At 62.1% G+C, this 22,779-nt stretch carries 21 protein-coding genes; 11 read left to right on the plus strand and 10 right to left on the minus strand.

What is annotated here, in order from left to right; all coding sequences use genetic code 11:
* Positions 1–55: 55 nt before the first annotated feature.
* The 5 genes from ACELLULO517_RS01105 to ACELLULO517_RS01125 form a co-directional block, all read right to left on the minus strand.
* A complete protein-coding gene (locus tag ACELLULO517_RS01105) occupies positions 56–769 on the minus strand; it encodes a ribonuclease HII (protein WP_227304908.1) in 714 nt (237 codons plus the stop codon).
* Entirely contained in the window at positions 769–1,488 is a 720-nt protein-coding gene (locus tag ACELLULO517_RS01110; RefSeq protein WP_227304911.1) for a hypothetical protein, read from the minus strand. Before ACELLULO517_RS01110 ends, ACELLULO517_RS01105 begins: the two co-directional genes overlap by 1 nt.
* A 10-nt stretch (positions 1,489–1,498) precedes the next feature.
* Positions 1,499–2,668, minus strand: coding sequence for a pyridoxal phosphate-dependent aminotransferase (locus ACELLULO517_RS01115; RefSeq protein ID WP_227304912.1), 1,170 nt, complete (start codon positions 2,666–2,668; stop codon positions 1,499–1,501).
* A 184-nt stretch (positions 2,669–2,852) separates the two neighbouring features.
* Positions 2,853–4,187 (minus strand): ABC transporter ATP-binding protein, encoded by a 1,335-nt coding sequence (locus ACELLULO517_RS01120; protein ID WP_227304915.1) that lies wholly within the window; start codon positions 4,185–4,187, stop codon positions 2,853–2,855.
* Between the two features lie 86 nt (positions 4,188–4,273).
* The gene (locus ACELLULO517_RS01125) at positions 4,274–5,992 is read right to left on the minus strand and encodes an ABC transporter permease (RefSeq protein ID WP_227304918.1); all 1,719 of its coding nucleotides are present in this window, start codon (positions 5,990–5,992) and stop codon (positions 4,274–4,276) included.
* 173 nt (positions 5,993–6,165) lie between these two features.
* Between ACELLULO517_RS01125 and ACELLULO517_RS01130 the strand changes: the two genes are divergently transcribed.
* On the plus strand, positions 6,166–7,623 hold the full coding sequence (locus tag ACELLULO517_RS01130) for a DUF2142 domain-containing protein (RefSeq protein WP_227304921.1): 1,458 nt from the start codon (positions 6,166–6,168) through the stop codon (positions 7,621–7,623).
* A gap of 9 nt (positions 7,624–7,632) precedes the next feature.
* Here the strand turns inward: ACELLULO517_RS01130 and dut are convergent, their stop codons facing one another.
* Genes dut through ACELLULO517_RS01145 form a run of 3 tightly spaced genes read right to left on the minus strand, consistent with a single transcriptional unit; the run spans position 7,633 to position 10,060 of the window.
* Positions 7,633–8,082 carry a dUTP diphosphatase gene (gene dut, locus ACELLULO517_RS01135; RefSeq protein WP_227304924.1) on the minus strand — a complete coding sequence of 150 codons (450 nt, stop codon included), beginning with the start codon at positions 8,080–8,082 and terminating at the stop codon, positions 7,633–7,635.
* Positions 8,079–9,296, minus strand: coding sequence for a bifunctional phosphopantothenoylcysteine decarboxylase/phosphopantothenate--cysteine ligase CoaBC (coaBC, locus tag ACELLULO517_RS01140; protein ID WP_406566221.1), 1,218 nt, complete (start codon positions 9,294–9,296; stop codon positions 8,079–8,081). The genes dut and coaBC overlap by 4 nt, the downstream gene beginning before the upstream one ends.
* Positions 9,293–10,060, minus strand: coding sequence for a class I SAM-dependent methyltransferase (locus ACELLULO517_RS01145; RefSeq protein ID WP_227304927.1), 768 nt, complete (start codon positions 10,058–10,060; stop codon positions 9,293–9,295). The genes coaBC and ACELLULO517_RS01145 overlap by 4 nt, the downstream gene beginning before the upstream one ends.
* 29 nt (positions 10,061–10,089) lie before the next feature.
* Between ACELLULO517_RS01145 and mutM the strand changes: the two genes are divergently transcribed.
* The 7 genes from mutM to ACELLULO517_RS01180 all read left to right on the plus strand — a co-directional run bounded on the left by mutM (position 10,090) and on the right by ACELLULO517_RS01180 (position 18,682).
* A complete protein-coding gene (gene mutM, locus ACELLULO517_RS01150) occupies positions 10,090–10,935 on the plus strand; it encodes a bifunctional DNA-formamidopyrimidine glycosylase/DNA-(apurinic or apyrimidinic site) lyase (protein WP_227304929.1) in 846 nt (281 codons plus the stop codon).
* 161 nt (positions 10,936–11,096) lie between these two features.
* Positions 11,097–11,363, plus strand: coding sequence for a 30S ribosomal protein S20 (rpsT, locus tag ACELLULO517_RS01155; protein ID WP_227304932.1), 267 nt, complete (start codon positions 11,097–11,099; stop codon positions 11,361–11,363).
* A 419-nt stretch (positions 11,364–11,782) separates the two neighbouring features.
* A complete protein-coding gene (dnaA, locus tag ACELLULO517_RS01160; protein ID WP_264481286.1) occupies positions 11,783–13,252 on the plus strand; it encodes a chromosomal replication initiator protein DnaA in 1,470 nt (489 codons plus the stop codon).
* Between the two features lie 131 nt (positions 13,253–13,383).
* Entirely contained in the window at positions 13,384–14,511 is a 1,128-nt protein-coding gene (gene dnaN, locus ACELLULO517_RS01165) for a DNA polymerase III subunit beta (protein WP_227304936.1), read from the plus strand.
* Positions 14,504–15,697: a DNA replication/repair protein RecF gene (recF, locus tag ACELLULO517_RS01170; RefSeq protein ID WP_227304938.1), complete on the plus strand. Its 1,194-nt coding sequence runs from the start codon at positions 14,504–14,506 to the stop codon at positions 15,695–15,697. Before dnaN ends, recF begins: the two co-directional genes overlap by 8 nt.
* A 37-nt stretch (positions 15,698–15,734) precedes the next feature.
* A complete protein-coding gene (gene gyrB, locus ACELLULO517_RS01175; RefSeq protein WP_227304941.1) occupies positions 15,735–18,188 on the plus strand; it encodes a DNA topoisomerase (ATP-hydrolyzing) subunit B in 2,454 nt (817 codons plus the stop codon).
* A 425-nt stretch (positions 18,189–18,613) separates the two neighbouring features.
* Entirely contained in the window at positions 18,614–18,682 is a 69-nt protein-coding gene (locus ACELLULO517_RS01180) for a hypothetical protein (protein WP_319796408.1), read from the plus strand.
* A 75-nt stretch (positions 18,683–18,757) separates the two neighbouring features.
* On the opposite strand, the gene ACELLULO517_RS01185 is transcribed toward ACELLULO517_RS01180, so the two are convergent.
* Positions 18,758–19,135, minus strand: coding sequence for a hypothetical protein (locus ACELLULO517_RS01185; RefSeq protein ID WP_227304942.1), 378 nt, complete (start codon positions 19,133–19,135; stop codon positions 18,758–18,760).
* A 994-nt stretch (positions 19,136–20,129) separates the two neighbouring features.
* Between ACELLULO517_RS01185 and ACELLULO517_RS01190 the strand changes: the two genes are divergently transcribed.
* Positions 20,130–20,381, plus strand: coding sequence for a hypothetical protein (locus ACELLULO517_RS01190; RefSeq protein ID WP_227304944.1), 252 nt, complete (start codon positions 20,130–20,132; stop codon positions 20,379–20,381).
* A gap of 124 nt (positions 20,382–20,505) precedes the next feature.
* A complete protein-coding gene (locus tag ACELLULO517_RS01195) occupies positions 20,506–20,706 on the plus strand; it encodes a hypothetical protein (RefSeq protein ID WP_227304947.1) in 201 nt (66 codons plus the stop codon).
* Positions 20,707–20,759: 53 nt separating this feature from the next.
* Here ACELLULO517_RS01195 and ACELLULO517_RS01200 read toward each other — a convergent pair whose 3' ends face one another.
* Positions 20,760–21,701, minus strand: coding sequence for a LysR substrate-binding domain-containing protein (locus ACELLULO517_RS01200; RefSeq protein ID WP_227304950.1), 942 nt, complete (start codon positions 21,699–21,701; stop codon positions 20,760–20,762).
* 294 nt (positions 21,702–21,995) lie between these two features.
* Between ACELLULO517_RS01200 and ACELLULO517_RS01205 the strand changes: the two genes are divergently transcribed.
* Positions 21,996–22,757: an SDR family oxidoreductase gene (locus ACELLULO517_RS01205; protein WP_227304953.1), complete on the plus strand. Its 762-nt coding sequence runs from the start codon at positions 21,996–21,998 to the stop codon at positions 22,755–22,757.
* Positions 22,758–22,779: the final 22 nt, after the last annotated feature.

Below are 22,779 nucleotides of genomic sequence, written 5' to 3' on the forward strand. Positions count from 1 at the left end.
AATGGCAAGCGGCCAGACAGGCGAAGGCACGTAAGACGTTTCAACATGATCGGACTCAGAGTGCCAGAGCGTTGTGACGGGACGGCGCGGCTTTGCCCTGATTTTTCGTCCAGGGCGCGGCGGTCTCCGTCGAGAGGGCCGGCACGTCGAGCAGAAGCGTTTCCTGAAGCAGAGCGCGCACAGGCGCGAAAGCACGCCGATGATGCAGCGTCACACCGATCTCAGCCAAGGCCCGGCAATGGACCGCCGTGCCATAGCCGGCATTGCGTTCCCAGCCGTAATGCGGGTAGCGGGCGGCCAGACGGGCCATCAGCCGGTCACGGATGACCTTGGCGATGATGGACGCCGCCGCGATCGAGAGGCTTGTCGCGTCCCCGCCCACGACGCATTGCGCGGGGCAGGCGAATTTGGGGGCCATATTGCCGTCGACCAGTACGGAATCGGGGGTCTGCGGCAGGCGCAGCATGGCGCGCTGCATAGCGAGGTGGCTGGCCCGGAGGATATTGATATCCTCGATTTCGGTGACGGAGGCCGCTCCGACGCCGATCTCTACATTCCTCGCCGCGCGCAAGGCCGCATAGGCGGCTTCGCGTCGCGCCGCCGTCAGTTTCTTGGAATCATCCAATAGGCTTGCAAGTGCCTTCGGCACGCCCTTGGGGAAGACGACCGCGGCCGCGACAACCGGCCCCGCAAGCGGACCGCGCCCGACCTCGTCCACCCCCGCGACACGACCGCCGGCTGCCTTTTCCAGCTTGAAATGCGGTGCCATCAGTCGCGCCCGAAGAGCCGGCGCCAGAAGCTGCCGACATGGCCCAAGACGCTATCGGACGAACCGCCCTGATTCTGGGCCTGATTGTAGGACACATGCGGCCGGCTCGCGGGCGGGCGCAGCGCACTGCTCAAAAGCTGGCGGCCGGTATCACGCTCGGCGATCAGATGGCGCTGAAAATCGACGATCGCCGCCGAGTTTTCATCCAAGGGCTCTTCCATCAGCGCTTCGGCGATGACCGCGGCACGGGAGAAATCCCCCGAGCGGCGGGCGATGTCGATCAGGCAGAGGCGGGGCTGCACTGCCCGTGAGCCTGGCCAGAGTTCGGCCGCCTGGGCGCGCCAGAGCCGAGCCCATTCCGCGTCTTCTGCGTCATCGGCGGCCCAGGCCGCCTGCAACAACGCCTCCGCCGCCGGCCAGGGATCGTCGCGCCGCTGCGACAGAAGTGCCCAGAGCAGAAAATGACGGGCAAAGGCCGGCGCCTGGTCGCGCAGCGCCGCATATTCCGGATCGTTCCGCACGACAGCCGCATCAGCCTCGGTCAACTTGGCCAGATCCGGTGCGGCCGCACCGCAGCCGGAGCAAACGGCCACCCAGTGGCGGAGGGTGGAACGCGCAGGCTCACCGGGACGGAAATCGAGGTCCGGTGACAATTCCGCCATCGGCGCCTTGAATTCCGGCTTCACCACAGCGCCGCAAACCGCGCAAAGGCTGCTCATCGCACGGTCCTCACGCGGTTGCGCGGAAGGCTTTGAGACCGGCAGCGAGCCTGTCGAGCGCGCGGGTCAGCCTGTCCGGGGCGACCGCGAAGCAGACGCGCAGCCACCCTTCCCCGCTTTCACCGAAGGCGATGCCAGGCGCGATGGCGACGCCGTGATCAGTCACCAGCCGCTCAGCGAGGCTCAGACTGTCGGTCAGCCCCTCAACCTGCAGGAAGGCGTAGAAGGCACCGTCGGGCGAGGCGTAGCGGATGCCCGGTACCTTCCCCAGAATTTCCGCCGCGATCCGGCGCCCTTCGGCGCAATGCTGACGGAAATGCGGCGGCGTCACATGATCGGCGACCGCCGCCAGGCCCGCATGCTGAATGAAGGGGGCGACACCGGAATGCGTGACCTCGATAAGCTCCGACAGATCATCCCGCACGCCTTCGGGAACGATCAGCCAGCCCAGGCGCCAGCCCGTCATGACCCAGGTCTTGCTGAAACTATTGGCGACAATGACGCGGTCGTCAGGCTCGGCCACATCCAGAATGGAGGGCGCCGCGTCCCGCCCGTCATAGACCAGGCGGGAATAGACCTCGTCCGACAACAGCCAGCAGCCGTGGCGGCGGCAAAGGGCCAGGATCTGCCTTAGCTCCTCCTCGGTCGCCGTCCAGCCCGTCGGATTATTGGGCGAATTGAGGATGAAGACCCGCGCGCCGGCCAGCGCCCTGTCCAAAGCGTCGAGATCGAGATGCAAGCTGCCGTCCTGCCGAGCGGCAAGCGCGATCGGCTCCACCCGGGCGCCGCGCAACCGCGCCGCATTGCCGGCATTGGGCCAAGCCGGTTCATGCAGCACAACGCGGTCACCGTGACGCAGGATCGCCGAGAGTGCCACGGCGAGCGCCGCCATGCCGGACGCCGTCACCATGACGCGGCTTTCCACGACCGGTTGCTTGTGCAGCGCCGTCAGATAATCCGCGAGCGCGTGGCGCAGCGCGGGCAGACCGCGCACATCGGGGTAGAGCGTATCGCCCCGTGCAAGCGCCGCTGTAAGCGCGCCCACGGCGGCGGCCGGACTTTTCTGGTCCGACTCCCCGAAGCACAAAAACTCGGTATCCGGGCGGCCGAAGGCCAGCCTTGCCACGGAGACGATTCGCGACCCTTGCAGACGGGCCAGATCAAATTGAGGACCAGACATGCGAATCGGGCTAACACAGCCTATCGAGCCGAGGCGAGAGACAAAAAATACTTGCCGCGCGGGGCTGGGATTCGCGCCTCAGAATTATGCCGTGCGTACCCACCCGTTTGGACGCCCGAGCGGCTGAACCCGCGCAACAACTGCGCGGGCGACAGAGATTTTGGAGGGTGGCACCGACGATGTATCAGTCGTTCTCGTCTTCCTCATCTTCCAGGGAGAACTGGTCGGCTTCGCGGTCATAACTGAACAACTCCGCGTAGCGGCCCCAGGCGATGATCGTGCGCATGGTATCATCCGCATAGTCAGGGGACATGTAGTCCTCCAACTCATCACGAAAGCGCAAAGCCGGAGCCCGGTGATTCCAGCGCTCGTCCAGCACCTGACGGATCTGGCTGATCATGGGGACATGGGCACGAAGGGCGGCAGCGAACTCCGCCTTGCGGTCGTCGGTATCGGCTTCGACGAAGCGACGGCCGGCATCCGTCAGCTTGATGTCGCCCTCCTCGAACTCAGCGAAACCAAGCATCTGCAGCGCCTCGCCGATGGGCAGCAGTTCATCCGCCTCCATCTGGAAGGCGCTCGCCAGCGCCGGCAGGTCAGCGAGACCGTTATAGGGTTCGCCCTCGATCGTCTCCATCAAACCGGCCATGAGGTTGGTGGAGACGACGGGCAGCGCCTGGAAGGTGGGCGGCGGCGGCGTGCGATCGATCGCATGCGCGGGCGCCCGATGCTCCACCGGGCGGCGGGTCATCAGCGCGTAGATGTCATCCACCAATTGCCGGAATTCCGGGTCCAGACGTTCGCGCGGATGCGGGAACGGCACTTTCAGCTCGCTCGCGACCCGGCCGGGATTGGAGGAGAAGACCAGGATGCGGTCGCACATCAAGACCGCTTCCTCGATATTATGCGTGACCATGAGGATGGATTTCACCGGCAGCTTGCCCTCGGACCAGAGGTCGATGAGATCGGTGCGCAGCGTCTCGGCGGTCAGCACGTCCAGCGCACTGAAGGGCTCGTCCATCAGCAGAAGGTCGGGATGCACGACCAGCGCGCGGGCCAGGCCGACGCGCTGGCGCATGCCGCCCGACATTTCCTTGGGATAGGCGTTTTCGTAACCGCCGAGACCGATCAGGTCGATCGCATCCTCGGCCCGTGCCTCGCGCTCGGTTTTGGGCACCCCCTGCGCTTCCAGACCCAGCGCGACATTCTCCTCAACCGTCAGCCAGGGAAACAGAGCGAAACTCTGAAAGACCATGGAGACACCACGGACCGGACCGGTGATGGGCTTGTCGCGCCAGCGTATGTCGCCCGCCGTCGGTTTCAAAAGCCCGGCGACGATGCGCAGCAGCGTCGACTTGCCCGAGCCGGAGCGGCCGAGCAGACCCACAATCTCGCCTTCCCGCAGCTCCAGATTGACGTCATCGAGGATGATGACGTCGGAGGCTGCTTCCTTCGGATAGGACTGGCGGCAATTGGCAATGCTCACCAGCATCGGCGTCGTCTGTAGAGTTTGGTCCATGGTCATCTCCGGCCGATGTTGGAGAGGCTTAGAGCCTGTTTGGAAATGCTACTACGGTGTGCGAGAAGCGCATTGTCGAACAGGCTCTAGAAGGTCAGGCGGCGAACGGCAAAGGCATGGAGCGGTCGCCAGAGGATACGGTTGATCGTGAGCACGAAGGCCGTCATCACGAAGACGCCGAGCACGATATGGCTGGTATTCCCCTCGGTCGTCGCCTGCGCGATATAGGATCCGAGGCCGCTCGCAGTCAGCGTCGTATGCCCCCAGCTTGCCACCTCAGCGACAATCGAGCTGTTCCAGGCCGCACCCGAAGCCGTCAAAGCCCCCGTGATGTAATAGGGGAAGATGCCGGGAATGATTACCCGGCGCCACCACAACAATCCCTTGATGCCGAGATTGGCCGAGGCTTCCTTGAGGTCGCCCGGAAAGGCGGAGGCGCCGGCCACGACATTGAACAGCACATACCATTGCGTGCCGACGATCATCAGCGGTGTCAGCCAGATATTCGGATTGAGCGCGAAACGCACCAGCACGATGACGACGATGGGGAACAGCAGATTCGCCGGGAAGGCCGCGAGGAACTGCGCGATCGGCTGAATGAGCCGCGCCCAGCGCGGCCGCAGCCCGATCCAAACCCCGATCGGCACCCAGACGATGGTGCAAATGATCATGGCGGCCGCGACACGCAGTAGCGTGTAGAAGCCGAGGAGCACGACATGCGCGAGACCGCTAAGCGTCACCGAAGCCGCCACGAATTCCGCGACCCGCCAGAAGGCGAAAGCGACGACGACGCCGACAAGCGTGAACCAAATGCCGTCGACGACGCGCGAGGGTTTCTGTGATTTCGTTGTCAAAACCGGAAGCGGCAGCCGCATGCGCAATCCACCGACGCGGTTGGCGATATCGCCGATCGCGTCGCCCACCAATTGCAGCAGCCGCGTGCGACGTAGGACGCTGAGCACCCATGGGTCCGGCGCCTCACCGCCGCTTGTCATCTCAAAACGAAACTTTGCCGACCATGCGACAAGCGGACGGAAGAGCAGTTGATCGTAAATCAAAATGACAACCAACATGGCGATGATGGCATAGATCACCGCAGCCAGATCGCTATGCGACAAAGCGACAGAGACATAGGAGCCGATGCCCGGCAGCAGAAAGGTCGTGTTGCCAACTGTCACCGCTTCGGACGCGACAACGAAGAACCAGCCGCCCGACATCGATAGCATGGTATTGAAGACCAGGCCCGGCATCGCAAAAGGCACTTCCAGCCGCCAGAAACGCTGCCAGATGGATAGACGGAAACTGCGCGACGCTTCATCAAGGTCGCGCGGCACCGTCGTCAGCGACTGATAGAAGCTGAAGGTCATGTTCCAGGCCTGGCTCGTGAAGATCGCGAAAACCGCGGCGAGTTCAGCGCCCAGCACGCGCCCCGGAAACAAATTGAGGAAGAAGAGGACGGTGAAGGACAGAAAGCCCAGGATCGGCACCGACTGCAGAATATCAAGCGCCGGAATGAGGATGACGCCAAGACGACGGCTTTTGGCCGCAAGCGGCGCCACGACCAGCGTGAAGACAATCGAAAAGATCAGCGCCACAAACATGCGCAGCGTCGTTCTCAACGCATAATAGGGCAGATAAGCAAGACCGAGATGGATCGTATTGGCGGCCGGCAACGGCGCCAGCGTGCCGCCGGCGGCGTGCGCCACGAGGACGAGGCCGGCAAGCACGCATAATATGGCGGCAAGGTCCCAGAGGTTGGGAAGACGACGACCGCTCACGAAGGCGGGCAAGGCCGGTGTCGTCATGGGACTGCGCCTTTGGCTTAGTAACAAATGGATGGGAACGCCGTGAAATGCGGCCAGTTTCCTGCGCTCTAGACCAGGGACACCCCGTCTGTCATCACCCTTCCGATGATGAACGGGTGACAGAGCGCGAAGGGACCGCTATCGGCTGGCCAGTAGCACATCCCGAGGGCGGCTTGACCCAAAGATCCGATCGCATTCGCCTTATCGAGCGCTTCGTCGCTTTAGCCTGTTTCCTCATCCTCGTAGTACCGCTGGTCGTCTATTGTGCCTGGAAAGTGCCTTTGGGTCAGGTGCCGGATGAGCCCAACCACATCGCCCGCGTCGACAGCGTGTTGCGGGGCGAAGTGATCGGCTACAGATTGAAAACCCCCAACCCCTCGACCGGCGCGCCGAATGCCGGCGTTACCGGCAATTACGGGCTGATCTATGCGGCGGCTGCCGGGAATGGCGCCAATGCCCCCCTGCCCGCCTCGGCTTCCGCGCAACAGCGGCTGGCCTGGGCCAAAGCTATTCCCTGGTCGCCGGCACCTGGCTTCCTCAGCAGTGTGAATACCGCCGCCTATGCGCCGATCGCCTATATACCGGCGGCATTGGCGCTTGGGGTCGGCATCAGCCGAGGCGATGGCCCGCATGACGCCGCCTTGGCCGCACGCTTCGGCAATGTCATCGCCTTCACGATCCTGGGCTGCCTCGCTTTGCTGCTGGCAGGGCGTGGGCGCCTTCTGCTGCTCGTCACGCTCGGACTGCCGATCACCATCTGGCTGGCCGGATCCTGCAATCAGGACGGCGTCCTGATTGCGGTCGCCGTCCTGGCATTAGCCCTCCTGACACGCCAAGACCGTGCCGGATTCTGGGGCGGAACGATCCTTCTTGCCGTGCTCGCCCTGCAAAAGCCCCCATTCTTGACCCTGATGCTGCTGCCGCTGGTTTTGCCAACCGCAATGCGCGGGACCTGGGCCAAGCGTATCTCGGCGGCCCTCGCGATCATGATCCCGGCGGTTCTCTGGTCGCTCCTGGTCATGTGGCATGTCTCGGTCCCGCTGTTGCCGAGTGCCATCTATCACCCCGGCCCGCTTTGGGCGGGGGACCCTGCCCTTGTTTTCCATTCCGCCATCCCGGCCGCGCAGATATCGGTCCTGCTGCATCATCCGCTGACGGTCGCCTTGCTGCCCTTGGCGGATAAAATCCCGACCATCACCACACCCTTCGCGGACCTCATCGGCATTCTGGGCAGTTACGATATCCGGTTGCCGAGCCGGCTCTACGCGCTTTTCTCGTTCGCCTTGCTCTCCGCGGCAGCCGCTTTGCTGACGAGCGCCCCGGTGATGTCACACCGATCCATCGCGGCTAAGTGCTGGGCATGGGCGCTTGTGTTGATCGCGGCCCTCAGCTGCGCCGAGCTGATTTATCTGGTCGAATATCTGACCTGGACACCCGTCGGCTTCAATCGCATCGATGGCATCCAAGGGCGCTATTTTGTGCCCCTTCTGCCGATCCTTGCCTTATTGCTCGGTCGTGTTCTGCCTATTCCCGCGCGCTTCGGCTGGATCTGGTGGATCCTGCCCTTGGTCGCGCTGATTGCTCTGGATGCCCAGCTGCCGGGCATCATCACCCAGTACTACTATCGATAGAATGAGATATCAGACGCCGGTGGAACCGAAACCACCGGTGCCGCGTGCCGTCTCATCCAGGCTCTCCACTTCTTGCCAGCGCATCCGGGTGACGGGAGCAAGCACACCCTGGGCGATGCGCATGCCGCGCTCGACCCGGAAAGCCTCGGTCCCGGCATTGAGCAGGATGATCTTGATCTCACCACGGTAATCCTCGTCGATCGTACCGGGTGAGTTAGCGACGAGAATGCCGTTCTTCAGCGCGAGGCCGGAGCGCGGACGGACCTGCAACTCATGACCCGTGGGAAGTGCCACGGCCAGGCCCGTTGGAATGGCGACACGACCGCCGGGTGCAATCTCAACCGGCCCGTCGATGGCAGCCAGGAAATCGACCGCCGCCGCGCCGGCGCTGGCATAAGCGGGCAAAGGCAGATCTGCGCCATGGGGCAGACGGGTCACGGCAACAGGGGCTTCGGTCAAGGCGTCTCTCCGGTCAGTTCCTGCAGGATGCGGGCCGCCAGCCTTGCCGCGACGGCGTCCTTCGGCAGGCGAGGCCAATCTTCGACACCGGCAGCGGTGATGAGATGCACCTCATTCTCCGCGCCGCCCATGACGCCGCTCGCCGGCGAGACATCATTGGCAATGAGCCAATCGCAGCCCTTGCGCAGGCGTTTGGCGATCGCATGGGCGATAACGTCATCCGTCTCCGCCGCGAAACCGATGACCAGACGCGGCCGAGCGGGACCAGGCTGCGATAGCGTCGCCAGAATATCGGGGTTGGGGATCAGGCGGAGCGCGGGCACTTCCGCGCCCGGCTGCTTCTTGATCTTGCCGACCTGCGGTTCTGCCACGCGCCAATCGGCGACGGCGGCGGCGAGCACGGCAATATCGGCGGGCAGCGCCACCTGCACGGCGCTGAGCATCTGCGCAGCTGTCTCAACCTTCACCACGCTCACGCCGAGCGGGTCAGGTACCGTCACTGGACCTGCGATCAGCGTTACCCGCGCACCCAAAGCAGCGAGTGCGGCGGCAATGGCATGGCCCTGCCGGCCGGAACTGCGATTGGCGATATAGCGCACCGGGTCGATCGGCTCATGCGTCGGCCCGCTGGTGACAAGCGCATGTCGCCCGGCAAGCGGTCCAGGCTTGGGCGTCCATTGGCGAAGAATATGGTCGAGGATGATGGCCGGCTCGGCCAACCGGCCGGGGCCGAATTCGCCACAGGCCATCGGACCTTCATCAGGCTCGACCACGCAAACGCCTCGGCTTTTGAGAGTTTGAACATTCGCGACCGTCGCCGGATGGGTCCACATACGGACATTCATGGCGGGCGCCACCAGCACCGGCTTGTCGGTCGCCAATAGTAGCGTCGTGGCCAGGTCGCCCGCGAGGCCCGCCGCCATTTTGGCCAGGATATCGGCCGAGGCCGGGGCAACCACGACCAGATCGGCGGCGCGCGAGAGCTGGATATGGCCCATCTCGCTCTCATCCGTCAGCGAGAAAAGGTCCTGATAGACCTTTTCCTCCGTCAGCGCCTGAAGCGAAAGCGGCGTCACGAACTCGGCCCCGGCGCGGGTCAGCACGGCCGTAACCGCGGCGCCGGATTTTTTCAGCAGGCGCACCAGTTCCAGCGCCTTATAGGCCGCGATCCCGCCCGAGACGACGAGCAGGATACGCCGACCTGAGAGGGTCACAGCTTCCAGCCGGAATGGATGGCCGCAATGCCGCCCGAAAGATTGCGATGGGTGACGCGGCCGAAGCCCGCCGTCCGCATCATCTCGACCAGCGTCTCCTGATCCGGGAACATACGGATGCTCTCGGCCAGATATTGGTAGCTATCAGCGTCATTGGCGAAAAACTGGCCGAGCCGCGGCAGCACCTTGAAGGACCAAGCCTCATAGAGCGGTATCAGGGCCGCGATCTCCAGCCGCGAGAATTCCAGGCAATGGAACCGCCCGCCCGGACGCAGCACGCGCCGCGCTTCCCGCAGCACGGCATCCTTGTCGGTGCAATTGCGCAGGCCGAAGGCCATGGAAACGACATCGACGCTGTTATTGGGAATCGGCAGTGCCTCGGCATCGGCCACCAGAAAGGTCAGATCGCCGATCAGCCCACGCTCCACCGCGCGGTCGCGCCCGACTTCGAGCATGGCCGGATTGATATCGGAGAGAATCGCCGGACCCCCGCCCTTTTTCAGCCATCCGAAACTGATATCGCCGGTGCCCCCCGCAAGGTCCAGCAGCTTCCGGCCCGGGCGCGGGTCCAGCAGCGTCGTGAAAATCTCCTTCCAGACCCGGTGGATACCGAGGGACATGAGATCGTTCATGAGATCGTAGCGTGGCGCCACGCTCTCGAAGACCTCGCGGACGAGGGACTTCTTGTCGGCACGGGGAACCTCCCGGAAGCCGAAATCGATCTGATCGGAAGAAATCTGGTCTGGCATGGCTTTGTCGGTCATCGTGCTTCCCCTATACGCTGGCCAGCGAGATGCCGGAACTCCCTGAAGTTGAAACCGTTATGCGCGGGTTGGCCGCGCGGCTGGAAGGCAAGACCCTCCGCCGGGCGGCGCTTGCGCGCGGCGACCTGCGCCGCCTGATCCCGCCGGGCTTCGCTGCCCGGCTGACCGGCGCGCGGGTGACCAGCTTCCGGCGGCGCGGAAAATATATCCTGATGCGCCTCTCAGGCGGGGATAGTGTGCTGATCCATCTCGGCATGTCCGGGCGGATGGCGATCCACGGACCGCATGACACGCTACCGCCCCCCGCCAAGCATGAGCATCTGGTGATGGAGACCGAAGACGGCTGGCGCGTCGGCTTTATCGACCCGAGGCGCTTCGGCCTGCTCGACCTGATGCCGACGGATGAAGAAGACGCCCATGCCCTGCTCCGCGCCATGGGGCCGGAGCCTTTGGACGACAATTTCACCCCCGCGGTCCTGTCGGCTGCGCTGAAGAACCGGAAAACACCGATCAAGGCCGCGCTGCTCGACCAGCGCATCGTGACGGGACTCGGTAATATATATGTGTCCGAGGCGCTGTTCCGTTCGGGCATCAGCCCGGAGCGGCTCGCCGGCAAGGTCGCCGGCGCCCGCGCCCGGCTGTTGGTGCCCGCGATCAAGGACACTTTGCGGGAAGCGATCGCGGCCGGCGGATCAAGCCTGCGGGACTATGTGCAACCCGATGGGGAGCTCGGCTACTTCCAGCATGCCTGGAAAGTCTATGCCCGCGAGGGCATGCCTTGTGAGCGTTGTGGTGATAATCCAGGCTGCCCCGGCATAAGCCGCATCGTACAGGCAGGGCGCAGTACTTTTTTCTGTCCAAAAACACAAAAGTGATGCGGCAGTGTATCAAGTTTTGTGACCGCCGTGCAGGGCAGAAGCGCCTTTGTCACCTTCCCTTTCGCTTGACTCACCCCCCCGCCGGAATCTAGAGAAACCCCCTCGTTCGGGGTGGCGAAGCGGCCGCTCCATACTCATTGTTTGGATGTCGATTAATCATGGCCAATACCGCCTCTGCCCGTAAGCGTATCCGCCAGACGGCAAAGCGCACCGAGCGTAACGTCGCGCGCCGCACCCGCATGCGTCACGTGATCAAGTCCGTTGAGACCGCGATCGCCAGTGGCGATAAGACCGCCGCTCAGGCCGCTATCCTCGCGGCTCAGCCTCTGCTGCAGCGCGCCGCCAACAAGGGTGTTGCTCACAAGAATACGCTGGCTCGCAAGATGTCCCGCATGTCCGGCCGCATTAAGGCTCTTGCGGCCTAACTCAGCATCTTATTAAATGGGAACCGGCATTAGCCAGGTTCCCATTCCGTTCTACGTCGCCCGATTTTAATACAATAGATAGCTTGCCTGAAAGAACAGGCATACTATCGGCGCGTAGAGCCTGGCCATCAATGAAGTCAACATTGCCCTTGGCAATGCTAGACAGATGGCTGTTCAGCATAAGTCGAAATATTAGTAAATATTCGAGCGCGACATTCTTTTTTTGTCGCGCAGTTCTATTTTGGCTCCATTTGATTCTGGTTGCCTCCCACCTCGTCGTGACCTAACTTGGTTGTCATGAAGGCGGTCCGGGGGCTGGCAGCGTAAAACCCCGAAATCGGGATTTATTTGTTGTGGGCTCGCTTTTTCACAAGAGCGGGGGCGGGGTTTAGCTTGTTTGGCACGTCATGGAGCTTCATTTGAGAGCCGCGTCCGACATCAGGGTGGAAGGAAGCGAGATCGTACCGCCCGCTGAGCTGGCGGCCGAATGGTCACGCGTACGCACGCGCCTTCAGAATGAAGTCGGAGAGGTCGAATATCGCACTTGGCTGCGCCAGCTCAGCCTGGGCGGTGCCGACGGCGATGAGGTGACGGTGCTGCTGCCGACCCGCTTCCTGAGGGACTGGGTGCGCAGCCATTACGGCGACCGCCTCAGCGCGCTATGGCAGTCTGAGAATAATCGCGTTCGCCGGGTCGATATCCGCGTCGGTCAAGGCGTGCAGCCGCTGGCGCCGTCGGTCGCACCGCCCCACAGCACGGCGCCGGCAGACATCACCGCGCTGACGGATAACGCGGGTGTCGCGATCCCGAGCGCGGTCGATGGCCTGGACGATAAGAACGAGGGTCGTGGTGACGGCATCGTGCTCGATCCGCGCTATACCTTTGATACCTTCGTCGTTGGCAAGCCGAATGAATTTGCTTTCGCTTGCGCAAGCCGTGTGGCCGACCAGCCCTCCTCCCCCGGCTTCAACCCGCTATTTCTTTATGGCGGCGTCGGTCTGGGCAAAACGCATCTGATGCATGCCGTCGCCTGGAAGCTGCAGACGAGCCGGCGCGCGGGCGCACCGGCAGTGTCGGTCGCCTATATGTCGGCCGAAAAATTCATGTACAAATTCATCGCCGCGATCCGCAATCAGTCCACGATCGAATTCAAGGACAATTTGCGCAGCGTCGACGTGCTGATGATCGACGATCTGCAATTCCTCATCGGCAAGGACAATACGCAGGAAGAATTCTTCCATACCTTCAATGCGCTGGTCGATGCCGGCAAGCAGATCGTGGTCTCGGCCGATAAATCGCCCTCCGACCTGTCGGGCCTGGAAGATCGGCTGCGCACCCGGCTTGGCTGCGGCATGGTCGCCGATCTGCATGCGACAACCTTCGAACTCCGCATCTCTATCCTGGAAGCCAAGGCCGCCAAGGCCAGCGTCTCCGTGCCGCCGCGCGTGCTGGAATTCCTGGCCCATAAGATCACCAGCAATATCCGTGAGCTGGAAGGCGCACTGAACCGTCTCGTTGCACATTCGGCATTGTTCCAGCGCCCGATCACGCTGGAGACGACGCAGGAAGTGCTGCACGACATCCTGCGCGCCCATGACCGCCGGGTGACGATCGAAGAAATCCAGCGCAAGGTCGCGGAACACTACAATATCCGCCTGACCGACATGGCCTCTGCCCGGCGTGCCCGCAATGTGGCCCGCCCGCGTCAGGTCGCGATGTTCCTGGCCAAGCAGCTGACCAGCCGCAGCCTGCCCGAGATCGGCCGCAAATTCGGCAATCGCGACCACACCACCGTCATGCATGCCGTCTCCCGCGTCTCAGGCCTGATGGAAGGCGACTCGGCCTTCGCCGAGGATGTGGAGCTTCTGCGCCGGATGCTCGAATCCTGAGCCTCTGCCCCCTCCCCCGCGCGACGCGCGCGGGAGTTTAGGCTAATCTCCCGCGACGAAGTTTCCCCCGCTTGTCGGGCCGGTGGCACCTGCTAATGTGCCGGCCCTCTTTGGCTTTCCGAGGTTAGACCATGAAATTCAAGGCCGAGCGTGCGGTTCTGTTGAAGGCCCTCGCCCATGTGCAGAGCGTGGTCGAGAAACGTAACACCATCCCTATCCTCGCCAACCTCATGATGGTGGTGAAGGACGGCGCGCTCACCCTGACCGCGACCGACATGGAGATTGCGGTCGTCGAGCAGGTCGCGGCCACCACCTTGCAGGACGGCGCCGCGACGGCGCCTGCCGCCACGCTGTATGAAATTGTCCGCAAGCTGCCGGACAGCGCCGAGGTCGAGCTGGAACATGCAGGCGGCGATGCGCCACTGGCGCTGCGCGCCGGCCGCTATGTCACCAGCCTGATGGTCCTGCCGGTCGATGACTTCCCATCGATGACGGCCGGAACCTTGCCCCATGCCTTCAAGCTGCCGGCGCAACTGCTGCGCGGCATGATCGACCGCACCCGCTTCGCCATCAGCACCGAGGAAACGCGCTACTACCTCAACGGAATCTATCTACATGCGGTGCCGAGCCCCGAAGGGCCCAAGGTTCTGCGCGCCGTCGCGACCGACGGCCATCGCCTGGCCCGCGTCGAGGAAGCGCTGCCCGAGGGGGCGGACGACATTCCCGGCGTCATCATTCCGCGCAAGACCGTGCTTGAAGCCCGCAAGCTTCTGGACGAGGCGCAGGAGGATGTGGAGATCGCCCTGTCCGATACGCGCATCCAGTTTACCTTCGGCACGGTGCGTCTGACCAGCAAGCTGATCGACGGCACCTTCCCGGAATACGAACGCGTCATTCCGCGCAACAACGACAAGATCCTGCGCGTCGACAAGAAGGACTTCGCCGAGGCCGTCGCCCGCGTCTCCGCCATTTCCACCGAACGGTCCCGCCCGGTGAAGCTGGCGCTCGACGTCGACCGACTCACCCTCTCGGCCGCGAGCCCCGACCAGGGCTCGGCCACCGAGGAGCTGGACGGCGGCCGCGTTGCCTATTCATCGACGCCGCTCGAAATCGGTTTCCAGGCCCGCTATCTGAATGACATCACCGATCAGATCGGCGGCGAGGTCGAATTCCTGTTCTCCGATGGCTCGGCGCCGACCGTGGTGCGCGATGCCGGCGACACCACGGCCGTCTACGTCCTGATGCCGATGCGTGTCTGATTTATCCACCAGCCTCGCGACGGCGCCATTTCACCTGCTCCGCCTCGATCTCACGGACTTCCGTAGCTACCCATCCCTGCAATGGAGGCCGCAATCACGCATCAGCGTGATCAGCGGCCCCAACGGCAGCGGCAAGACCAATCTGCTGGAAGCTTTGTCCCTCCTCGGACCCGGCCGCGGCCTGCGCCAGGCCAAGGTCGCTGAATTTCCGCGCCTGAGGCCAGAGGGCGGCAGCAGCTGGGCAGTGGCCGCGCGCGTGCAGACGCCGGATCTGGCCGAGCCATTGCAGATCGGCACCGGCAGTGGGCCCGATACCAGCGAGCGGCGGATCGTGCGGCTGGACGGCGCGCCGGCCAGCCAGGCGGAGCTTGCCTCCCACATCGCCGTCACCTGGATCACCCCACAGATGGAGCGGCTTTTCGGCGAAAGCACGAGCGGCCGCCGCCGTTTTCTCGACCGGCTGGTCTGGGCGCTGGACCCCACCCATGCGCGTGAAGTCGCGGCCCATGATGCGGCCATGACCCGGCGCAACCGCCTGCTCGCAGAAGGCCACGGCGATCCGGCCTGGCTTGCCGGGATCGAGGACGGCATGGCCCGCCATGCCGTCGCGGCGACGGCGGCACGCCGCACCCTTGTTACCCGATTGAACGCCATGCTGGCCGAGGGTGCCGTCGCGCCCTTCCCGGCTGCCCGGCTGTCCCTGATCTGTCCGATCGGCGCAAGGCTGGCGGAGGAGCCAGCCTTGGCCGTCGAGGAATGGCTGCGGGGCGCTTTGGCTGCATCCCGCAAACGCGATGCGGCGGCGGGCAGTTCCTCCCTCGGCGCCCATCGGGCCGATTTCGGGCTCGCCGATCTTTTGACCGGACGGCCGGCCTCTCTTGCGTCCACCGGGCAGCAAAAGATGCTGCTGCTCGGCACCATTCTGGGCCATGCGCTGGTCATCGCGGAAGCCCGGGGATTTGCGCCCTGGCTGCTTCTGGACGAGCCGCTGGTGCATCTGGATGATGAGCATCGCACAGCCCTGCTCGATGCGCTGCTGCGCCTGCCCGCGCAGTGCTTTTTGACAGGCACCGATGCGGCCGCCTTCCGCCCCTTGGGCGATCGCGCGGATTATCTACGCTGCATGGCGGCTGACCTGCTGCCGGAGCCGGGTTTCGCTAGGCCGCACGCCGAAGAATCGTTATAGTCTCTTCTATTCCCTGCATTCTGGAGTGATTCTCGGCATGTCCGAACCCGCCGCGCCTACGCCCGTTGAGACCCCCGAGATCCACGCCTATGATGCCGCCTCAATTTCGGTCCTGAAGGGTCTCGATGCCGTTCGCAAACGGCCCGGCATGTATATCGGCGATACCGATGACGGCTCCGGTCTGCATCACATGGCCTTCGAAATCATCGACAATGCGGTGGACGAGGCGCAGGCCGGATTCGCGTCCAAGGTCGAGGTGACGCTGAACGGTGACGGCTCCGTCACCGTGCGCGACGACGGTCGCGGAATCCCGACCGATATTCATCCCGAGGAAGGCATTTCGGCGGCAGAACTGGTGCTGACGCGCCTGCATGCGGGCGGCAAGTTCAATCAAAATTCCTACAAGGTTTCAGGCGGCTTGCATGGCGTCGGTGCGGCCGTTGTCAATGCATTGTCGGAATGGATGGATGTACGCGTCTGGCGCGACAATCGCGAGCATCGGATGCGCTTCCAGCACGGCGAACCCGATGCGCCGCTGGCCGAGGTCGGTCCGAGCGATTTCGCGCATGGCACCGAAATCAGCTTCAAGCCGAGCGCCGGGACCTTCACCCATGTCGAATTCGACTATGCGATCATCGAGCGCCGCCTGCGCGAATTGGCCTTTTTGAATTCCGGCCTGGACGTCACGCTCCGCGACGAGCGCCATGCCCCGGCCGTCGAGACGCGGTTCTTCTACGAAGGTGGGCTTGTTGCCTTTGTGGAATGGCTTGACCGCGCGCGCGCACCGCTCTTCACACCGGCGCTGACCGGCAATCTGGAAGACAAGACCAGCGGTATCCGCGTGGAATTCGCGATGTCCTGGAACGATTCCTATCACGAGACCATGCTGTGCTTCACCAACAACATCCCCCAGCGGGATGGCGGCACGCATCTGTCCGGCTTCCGTCAGGCGCTGACGCGCATGGTGACGAAGTATTCGGAAGGCATGGGCAAGAAGGACAGCCTGCAGCTGACCGGCGACGATATGCGCGAAGGCTTGACCGCCGTTTTGTCGGTCAAAGTGCCGGACCCGAAATTCTCGTCCCAGACGAAGGAAAAACTCGTCAGCTCGGAAGTCACGCCGGCCGTACAGGCAGTGGTGTCCGACGCGATCAGCCATTGGCTGGAGACGCATCCGAAAGAGGCGCGCAGCATCATCCAGAAGGTGATGGATGCGGCGAGTGCGCGCGAGGCCGCGCGCAAGGCACGCGAGCTGACGCGCCGCAAGGGTGTTCTTGATATATCAACTCTTCCGGGCAAGCTCGCCGACTGCCAGGAACGCGATGCCTCCAAATGCGAAATCTTCATCGTCGAAGGTGACTCGGCCGGCGGTTCCGCCAAGCAGGGCCGCGACCGCAAATTCCAGGCGATCCTGCCCCTGAAAGGCAAGATTTTGAATGTGGAGCGTGCGCGTTTCGATCGCATGCTGGGCAGCGCGGAAATCGGCACGCTGATCACGGCCCTTGGCACCGGCATCGGCAATGCCGAGTTCGATCAGGGCGGCTTCAACGTCGATAAGTTGCGCTACCATCGTATTGTCATCATGACGGACGCTGACGTCGACGGCTCGCATATCCGCACGCTGCTGCTGACCTTCTTCTTCCGCCAGATGCCGGAACTGATCACGCGTGGCTATCTTTATATCGCGCAGCCGCCGCTGTACCGCGCCAAGCGCGGCAATGATGAGCGTTATCTGAAGGATGACCGCGCCCTGGAAGACTTCCTGCTCAGCAAGGCGCTGGCGGAAGCGCGGCTGACCTATGCCAATGGCAGGATCATCGAAGCGGCCGAACTGCCGGACGCTGTAGGCTTCCTGCGCGAGGCCTGGAACCGCGTGCGCCGGCTGACCACGGCGGCGCCGATGGCGATCCTGGAACAGGCGGCCATCGCCGGCGCACTCGCGGTGCCGAGCGATGATGGCGACGCGCTCAGCCATGGTCAGGCCCTTATCGAGCGACTTAACACCCTGATGCTGGACGGTGAGGCCGGCTGGGCTGCTACCGGTGACCTCATGAGCGGCATCACCATCACCCGGCGCGTGCGTGGCGTGGGTGAGCGCTATACGCTGGACGCGGCGACCCTCCGCAGTGCCGATGCGCGCTGGCTGTCCGAGCGGCGCGAGCGGATCGCGGCCGAATTCGGTGAGGCGGCCGTGATGAAGCTCGATAATCGCGAGGAGAAGGTGGCCGGCCCTGCCGCCGCCTTCGAAGCCATTCTGGCCCACGGCCGTCGTGGCTTGACCATCCAGCGCTTCAAGGGCTTGGGTGAGATGAACCCCGATCAGCTGTGGAAGACGACGCTGGACCCGAAGGTGCGGACGCTGCTGCAGGTGAAGATCGGCGACGCTGAAGAGGCTGCACAAGTCTTCTCGACACTGATGGGCGATGTCGTGGAACCGCGCCGCGACTTCATCGTCGGCAATGCGCTGAAAGTCGCGAACCTCGATATCTGATGTTGCTGTAGGATTCACCATAGCCTGACTTAGTTTTTCATAAACCGTTTCTGAAACGAGACTGTTCTTTTGCCTCTACAACAGAACAGTCTCGTTGAGACGCCTGCAAAAAAATGTTCGACGTGCAGCAAGCCCTGAGGGCGTAAGCTTCCGGCAACATAGTTACAATCACCAAACTCTCTTTTACGCCAGACCGTTGTTTTCTGAGGCATCGGTTACTTTACAGATCTGTTTCTGAGCTCATTCGGATCGCGAAATAGCCTTTGTTTTCAGGGGTTTGGACTTGCCAAACCCAGACCATGGTCACCGCCTAGGGTGCCCCAGAAGGAACGACCCAACAAAGTCATTCCGCCGCAAAACAGCGCTCCGCGGAACGCAGTTCCGGCGCTAGCCTGGAACAGATCGCAAGGGACGCTGAACTGGGCATAGGCACGCTCCACCGGCATTTTCCTATGCGTGATCATTTGATCGAAGCAGTATATCGACAGGACTGATAAACTTGTCGATGCGGCAGAAAAGCTTTCTGCGCAGAAAACGCCTTTGCAGGCACTGCAAGCTTGTGTCTTTGATCACCAAAGGTTGGTCAAAGTTGACGCGAAGCCAGTCGATTGCGCGCCTAACATGAACCACACGAGCGCTGCCAAATTGGCTATAGCGACCCCAGCAGGGCCGAATGTTTTCCCCGTGTCTTTGATTGTGACGCCTATAGCCGCATCAAGCGCTTGAACAACGATCATTCCGGTGGCTGTCGCTTGAAGCCACTGAGCAGACCCGTTCAGAAGAGCATATACACTGATAAGGAATAAGGCTGTGCTTCTCGCACAGGTATAAAGCGCCATCACACGGGCCTGATTTGTTGTGGTCATTACGGCGGCGACGGAATATCCAAGGCTGATGAGGGCACTAATCACCGTGACCGCAGAACAAATAATAAAAGGCAAACTCATCTAAAAAATCTCCATTGGCATAATTTCAGAAAACTTAGTCCAAGCTGACATGGCAAGCGAAACCCAACGTAGTCTTACAAATCTGTGATAATTTAAAGAGAGCATTACTGAAAAAACAGGCGCCGACGTTACCGGATCGGAGTTGCAAGACTGCGGTCGGAGCTTCAGCTTCGCTAAAATACATCCAAATGACGCCGCACCGCTATGTTACGACAGCGCCGCTAGCAACAGAATTTGAGAGCTGTGTATGACTCCCGGCTCAAAGCCTACCCGGAGCGGCCGACTGGTTTGGATAAGTCGTCTTCTGTCGGGATGCTAGATGGTTAGCGTATTCGCTGTTGGCTATTTCCTGCGCTGCAACATCCGCTAGGCGTGCATCTTGGCGGGGCGTGCTGCCCATCACTCGCTTGAACGCAGCAATAAACGCGCTTTCCGATTCAATCCTCGGGCAATATTCAAACTGAGGTAGCAAATCATTATAGCTTCGTAAGCTCGACTGTACGGTAAGAGGATCCATCAACAATCCACAGCACAAATACTCATCAGTCCGCCGGCAGCAGCCAAGCCTCAAAGTCTCCGCCAATCTCCCTCATAACAACGCAGGCCGAGAACAATGAGTTCGGTTATCAACAATATGTTAAATAAACGCAATATAATCCATGATATTATGACAAATCAATCAAGTCAGCGCGAATTTTGAAATTCTTTGAAACTTGGCTTGGCAATAAAGTCTGTCGACTTTGTTGAGTCTGATTTGGGCTCCGGATAGCAGCGGCTCCGGCCGCGGGGCTGAGCGCAAGCGCGGCCACGAAAAGGCTTTACTTGGGCGCGCCACGACGACGGCAGGTCAATGCTCGGTCGAACTCAACATCGACGCCTCTGGAACGCGTGGGGGGCTTGATCTCAAGGGACAATCCCGATCTTCGGGCATAGCTTGATATTTTAGCGCGAGAGCGCGATATAATGGCTAGTTTCCGCCATTTTGGGTAAGCATATGACGACGACGGTTTATGACAGCAAGGCATTTCGGGTCTGGAAAATGATCCACGAAGACAAGGTCCCCGCTAAAAAAGCAGCGGTTAAGATCGGTGTCAGCCTCGCGGAAATCTACGAATACCTGGCCTACTGCAAAACACGGATCGACATTCTTGTGTCGCGCAAGGCCACCTACTCCGCCATCGCGAAGCACAACCCTTCGTCCCATAACGCTGGCCATAGCAACGCCAAACCGCCCTCAGGACTATAGGTTCCAGGAACCTGAATGGGCTGCTGCCTTCCCACCAAACCTGTCCACCCGGTGCGACCTAAACGGGGCTTAGTCTCGCCTGGACTCATCGATAAATTGCCGCCCGTTCTTCAAGGGTCTGGCCATGGGTTTTTTATATCGCGGTCTTCTCTTCGCTGTGGGGCTGCAAGCGTTTGAGGAGGGCATCCCGCGCGCCCAAAATCCTTATGGGCCATACAGCCCGGAAGCGCATGCCGCTTGGGATGACGGCTGGCTTTCGGCGCAGGAAGCCTTCGAAGGCTGTACTCTGCCGCAGGAATTTCCGACAGACAGTCACGCCGGTTGACCCCAGTGGGGGCCTCGATGACCGCTTGGCCGAAGTGAACCACTGGCTTTGGCTCACGCCTTGTTCTGCAACGGTCTGCGGCTCGCGGCAGACCTCGGTCGCTCAAGCGGCTTACGGATATTACCCTCCTGTTCGAGCCAGGAACAAAAAGACGCGGCCAGTCCACCCTTGTCCGTCACCTCGGGCCGATAGGTGCAATAGCTGCGAGACGGCAGACGCGGGCCTGAAAATGGCGCGACAAGCCGCCCTTGCACCAAATCTTCAGACACCAGCGCCGTCGGCCCCATCGCGACGCCAAGCCCGTCCAGAGCTGCCTGGATCGTCAGATAGAAGTGGTCCAGGACCAGCACGGCTTCCGGCTTGAGATCACCTGCACCGGCTTTGCTGAGCCAATCGTCCCAAAGCCTCGGGAGGCTCAAGGTGTGCAGGAGCGTATGCGTCCTGAGATCACTGATTTCATGGAGAGGCAGCCGTTTCAATAGGGTGGGACTGCACACGGGCAGCCGTTCTTCCACCAAAAACGGACGGGCGGAGAAGCCGTAGAACGAGTCCGGCCCGCCACGAATGATAACGTCATATCCACCCGACAGAGCTTCCAGAGGTTCGTTGGATGTCTCCAACCTCACTTTGACGCCCGGATACTGCGCCTGAAAGTTCACGAGCTTCGGCACAAGCCATCGCAGCGCGAAGGTTGCCGGCGCATTGACCCGAAGCACCGTCCCCTCGCCCGATCCATATCTCCTCGTGGCCAAGGCGATAGCGTCAAGCGCCGGGCCGACCTCGGAAAGATAGGCCTGTGCCGCCGCCGTCAGCAGGACACGTCGATGATGCCGCTCAAACAAAGGCGCGCGCAGCCAGTCCTCAAGCAGGCGGATATGCTGGCTGATCGCACCATGGGTCACCCCGAGTTCATCGGCGGCCGCCTTGAAACTCCCGAGCCGCGCGGAAGCTTCAAAGGCCCGTAGTGCGTTCAGGGGCGGCAAGGAGCGCGGCATTCGTGTGAGTTTTTCTATCCAAAAATCGCAGAATTACTGGTTTTACGCCCCTGTTCACGAGAGGCATACTGATGTCAAATCTATCCCACAGCAAATATTTTTGCCGCTGACCGTCAACCCAATGTCCCTACCCTTGTCGCCAGTCCTTCCCGGTATCGCGTGGATCTTCGCCCGTTCTGGCCGCGCTGAGCCTCCGCCTTTCCGAAAATCGTGTTGTCCGCGCCACCCGCATGGTCCTGACCGGACCCGGTGCCCCCTTACATTATTGTCCTGCACCACTTGGAGGTTCGCACAATGACTACCGCTCCCCAGGCTCCGGTCATGCTGATCACGGGTGGAAGTCGTGGCATTGGCGCGGCCACGGCGCGGCTTGCTGCCGCACGAGGCTATGATGTGGCGATCAGCTACCTGTCCAACGAAGCCGCCGCGTTCGCGGTGGCGGCGGATATAGAAGCTGCCGGGCGCCGCGCTTTACCCGTGCGCGCCGATAGCGCGGATCCTGAGCAGGTCGCTGCGCTCTTCGCCGCGATCGACCGGGCGTTCGGCCGCATCGATGTATTGGTCAACAATGCCTCGATCCTTGCGCGGCAGTCTCGGCTGGAGGATCTGGGATTCGAGCGAATGCAGCGCGTCTTCGCGGTCAACGCAATCGGCCCAATCCTTTGCGCACAGCAGGCGGCGAGGCGGATGTCCTATCGTCACAAGGGGCCAGGCGGCGTCGTAATCAACATCTCCTCCGCATCAGCCCGGCTCGGCAGTCCGAACGAATATGTCGACTATGCCGCGTCGAAGGGCGCCGTTGAGACATTCACGACCGGCTTCGCCAAGGAGGTCGCGCGGGACGGCATTCGCGTCTGCTGCATCCGCCCCGGACATATTTATACGGAGATGCATGCCAGCGGTGGCGAGCCGGGACGAGTGGATCGCGTCAAGGACTCGATCCCGATGGGACGAGGCGGTCAGCCTGAGGAAGTTGCCCGGGCGATCCTTTGGCTGGCAGGTGCCGAGGCCTCCTTCATCACTGGCACCTTCCTCGATGTCACGGGCGGTAAATGAGCCAATGAAAAAGCGCCAGCCG

It is taken from the genome of Acidisoma cellulosilyticum (assembly GCF_020621385.1).
Taxonomy (GTDB): domain Bacteria; phylum Pseudomonadota; class Alphaproteobacteria; order Acetobacterales; family Acetobacteraceae; genus Acidisoma; species Acidisoma cellulosilyticum.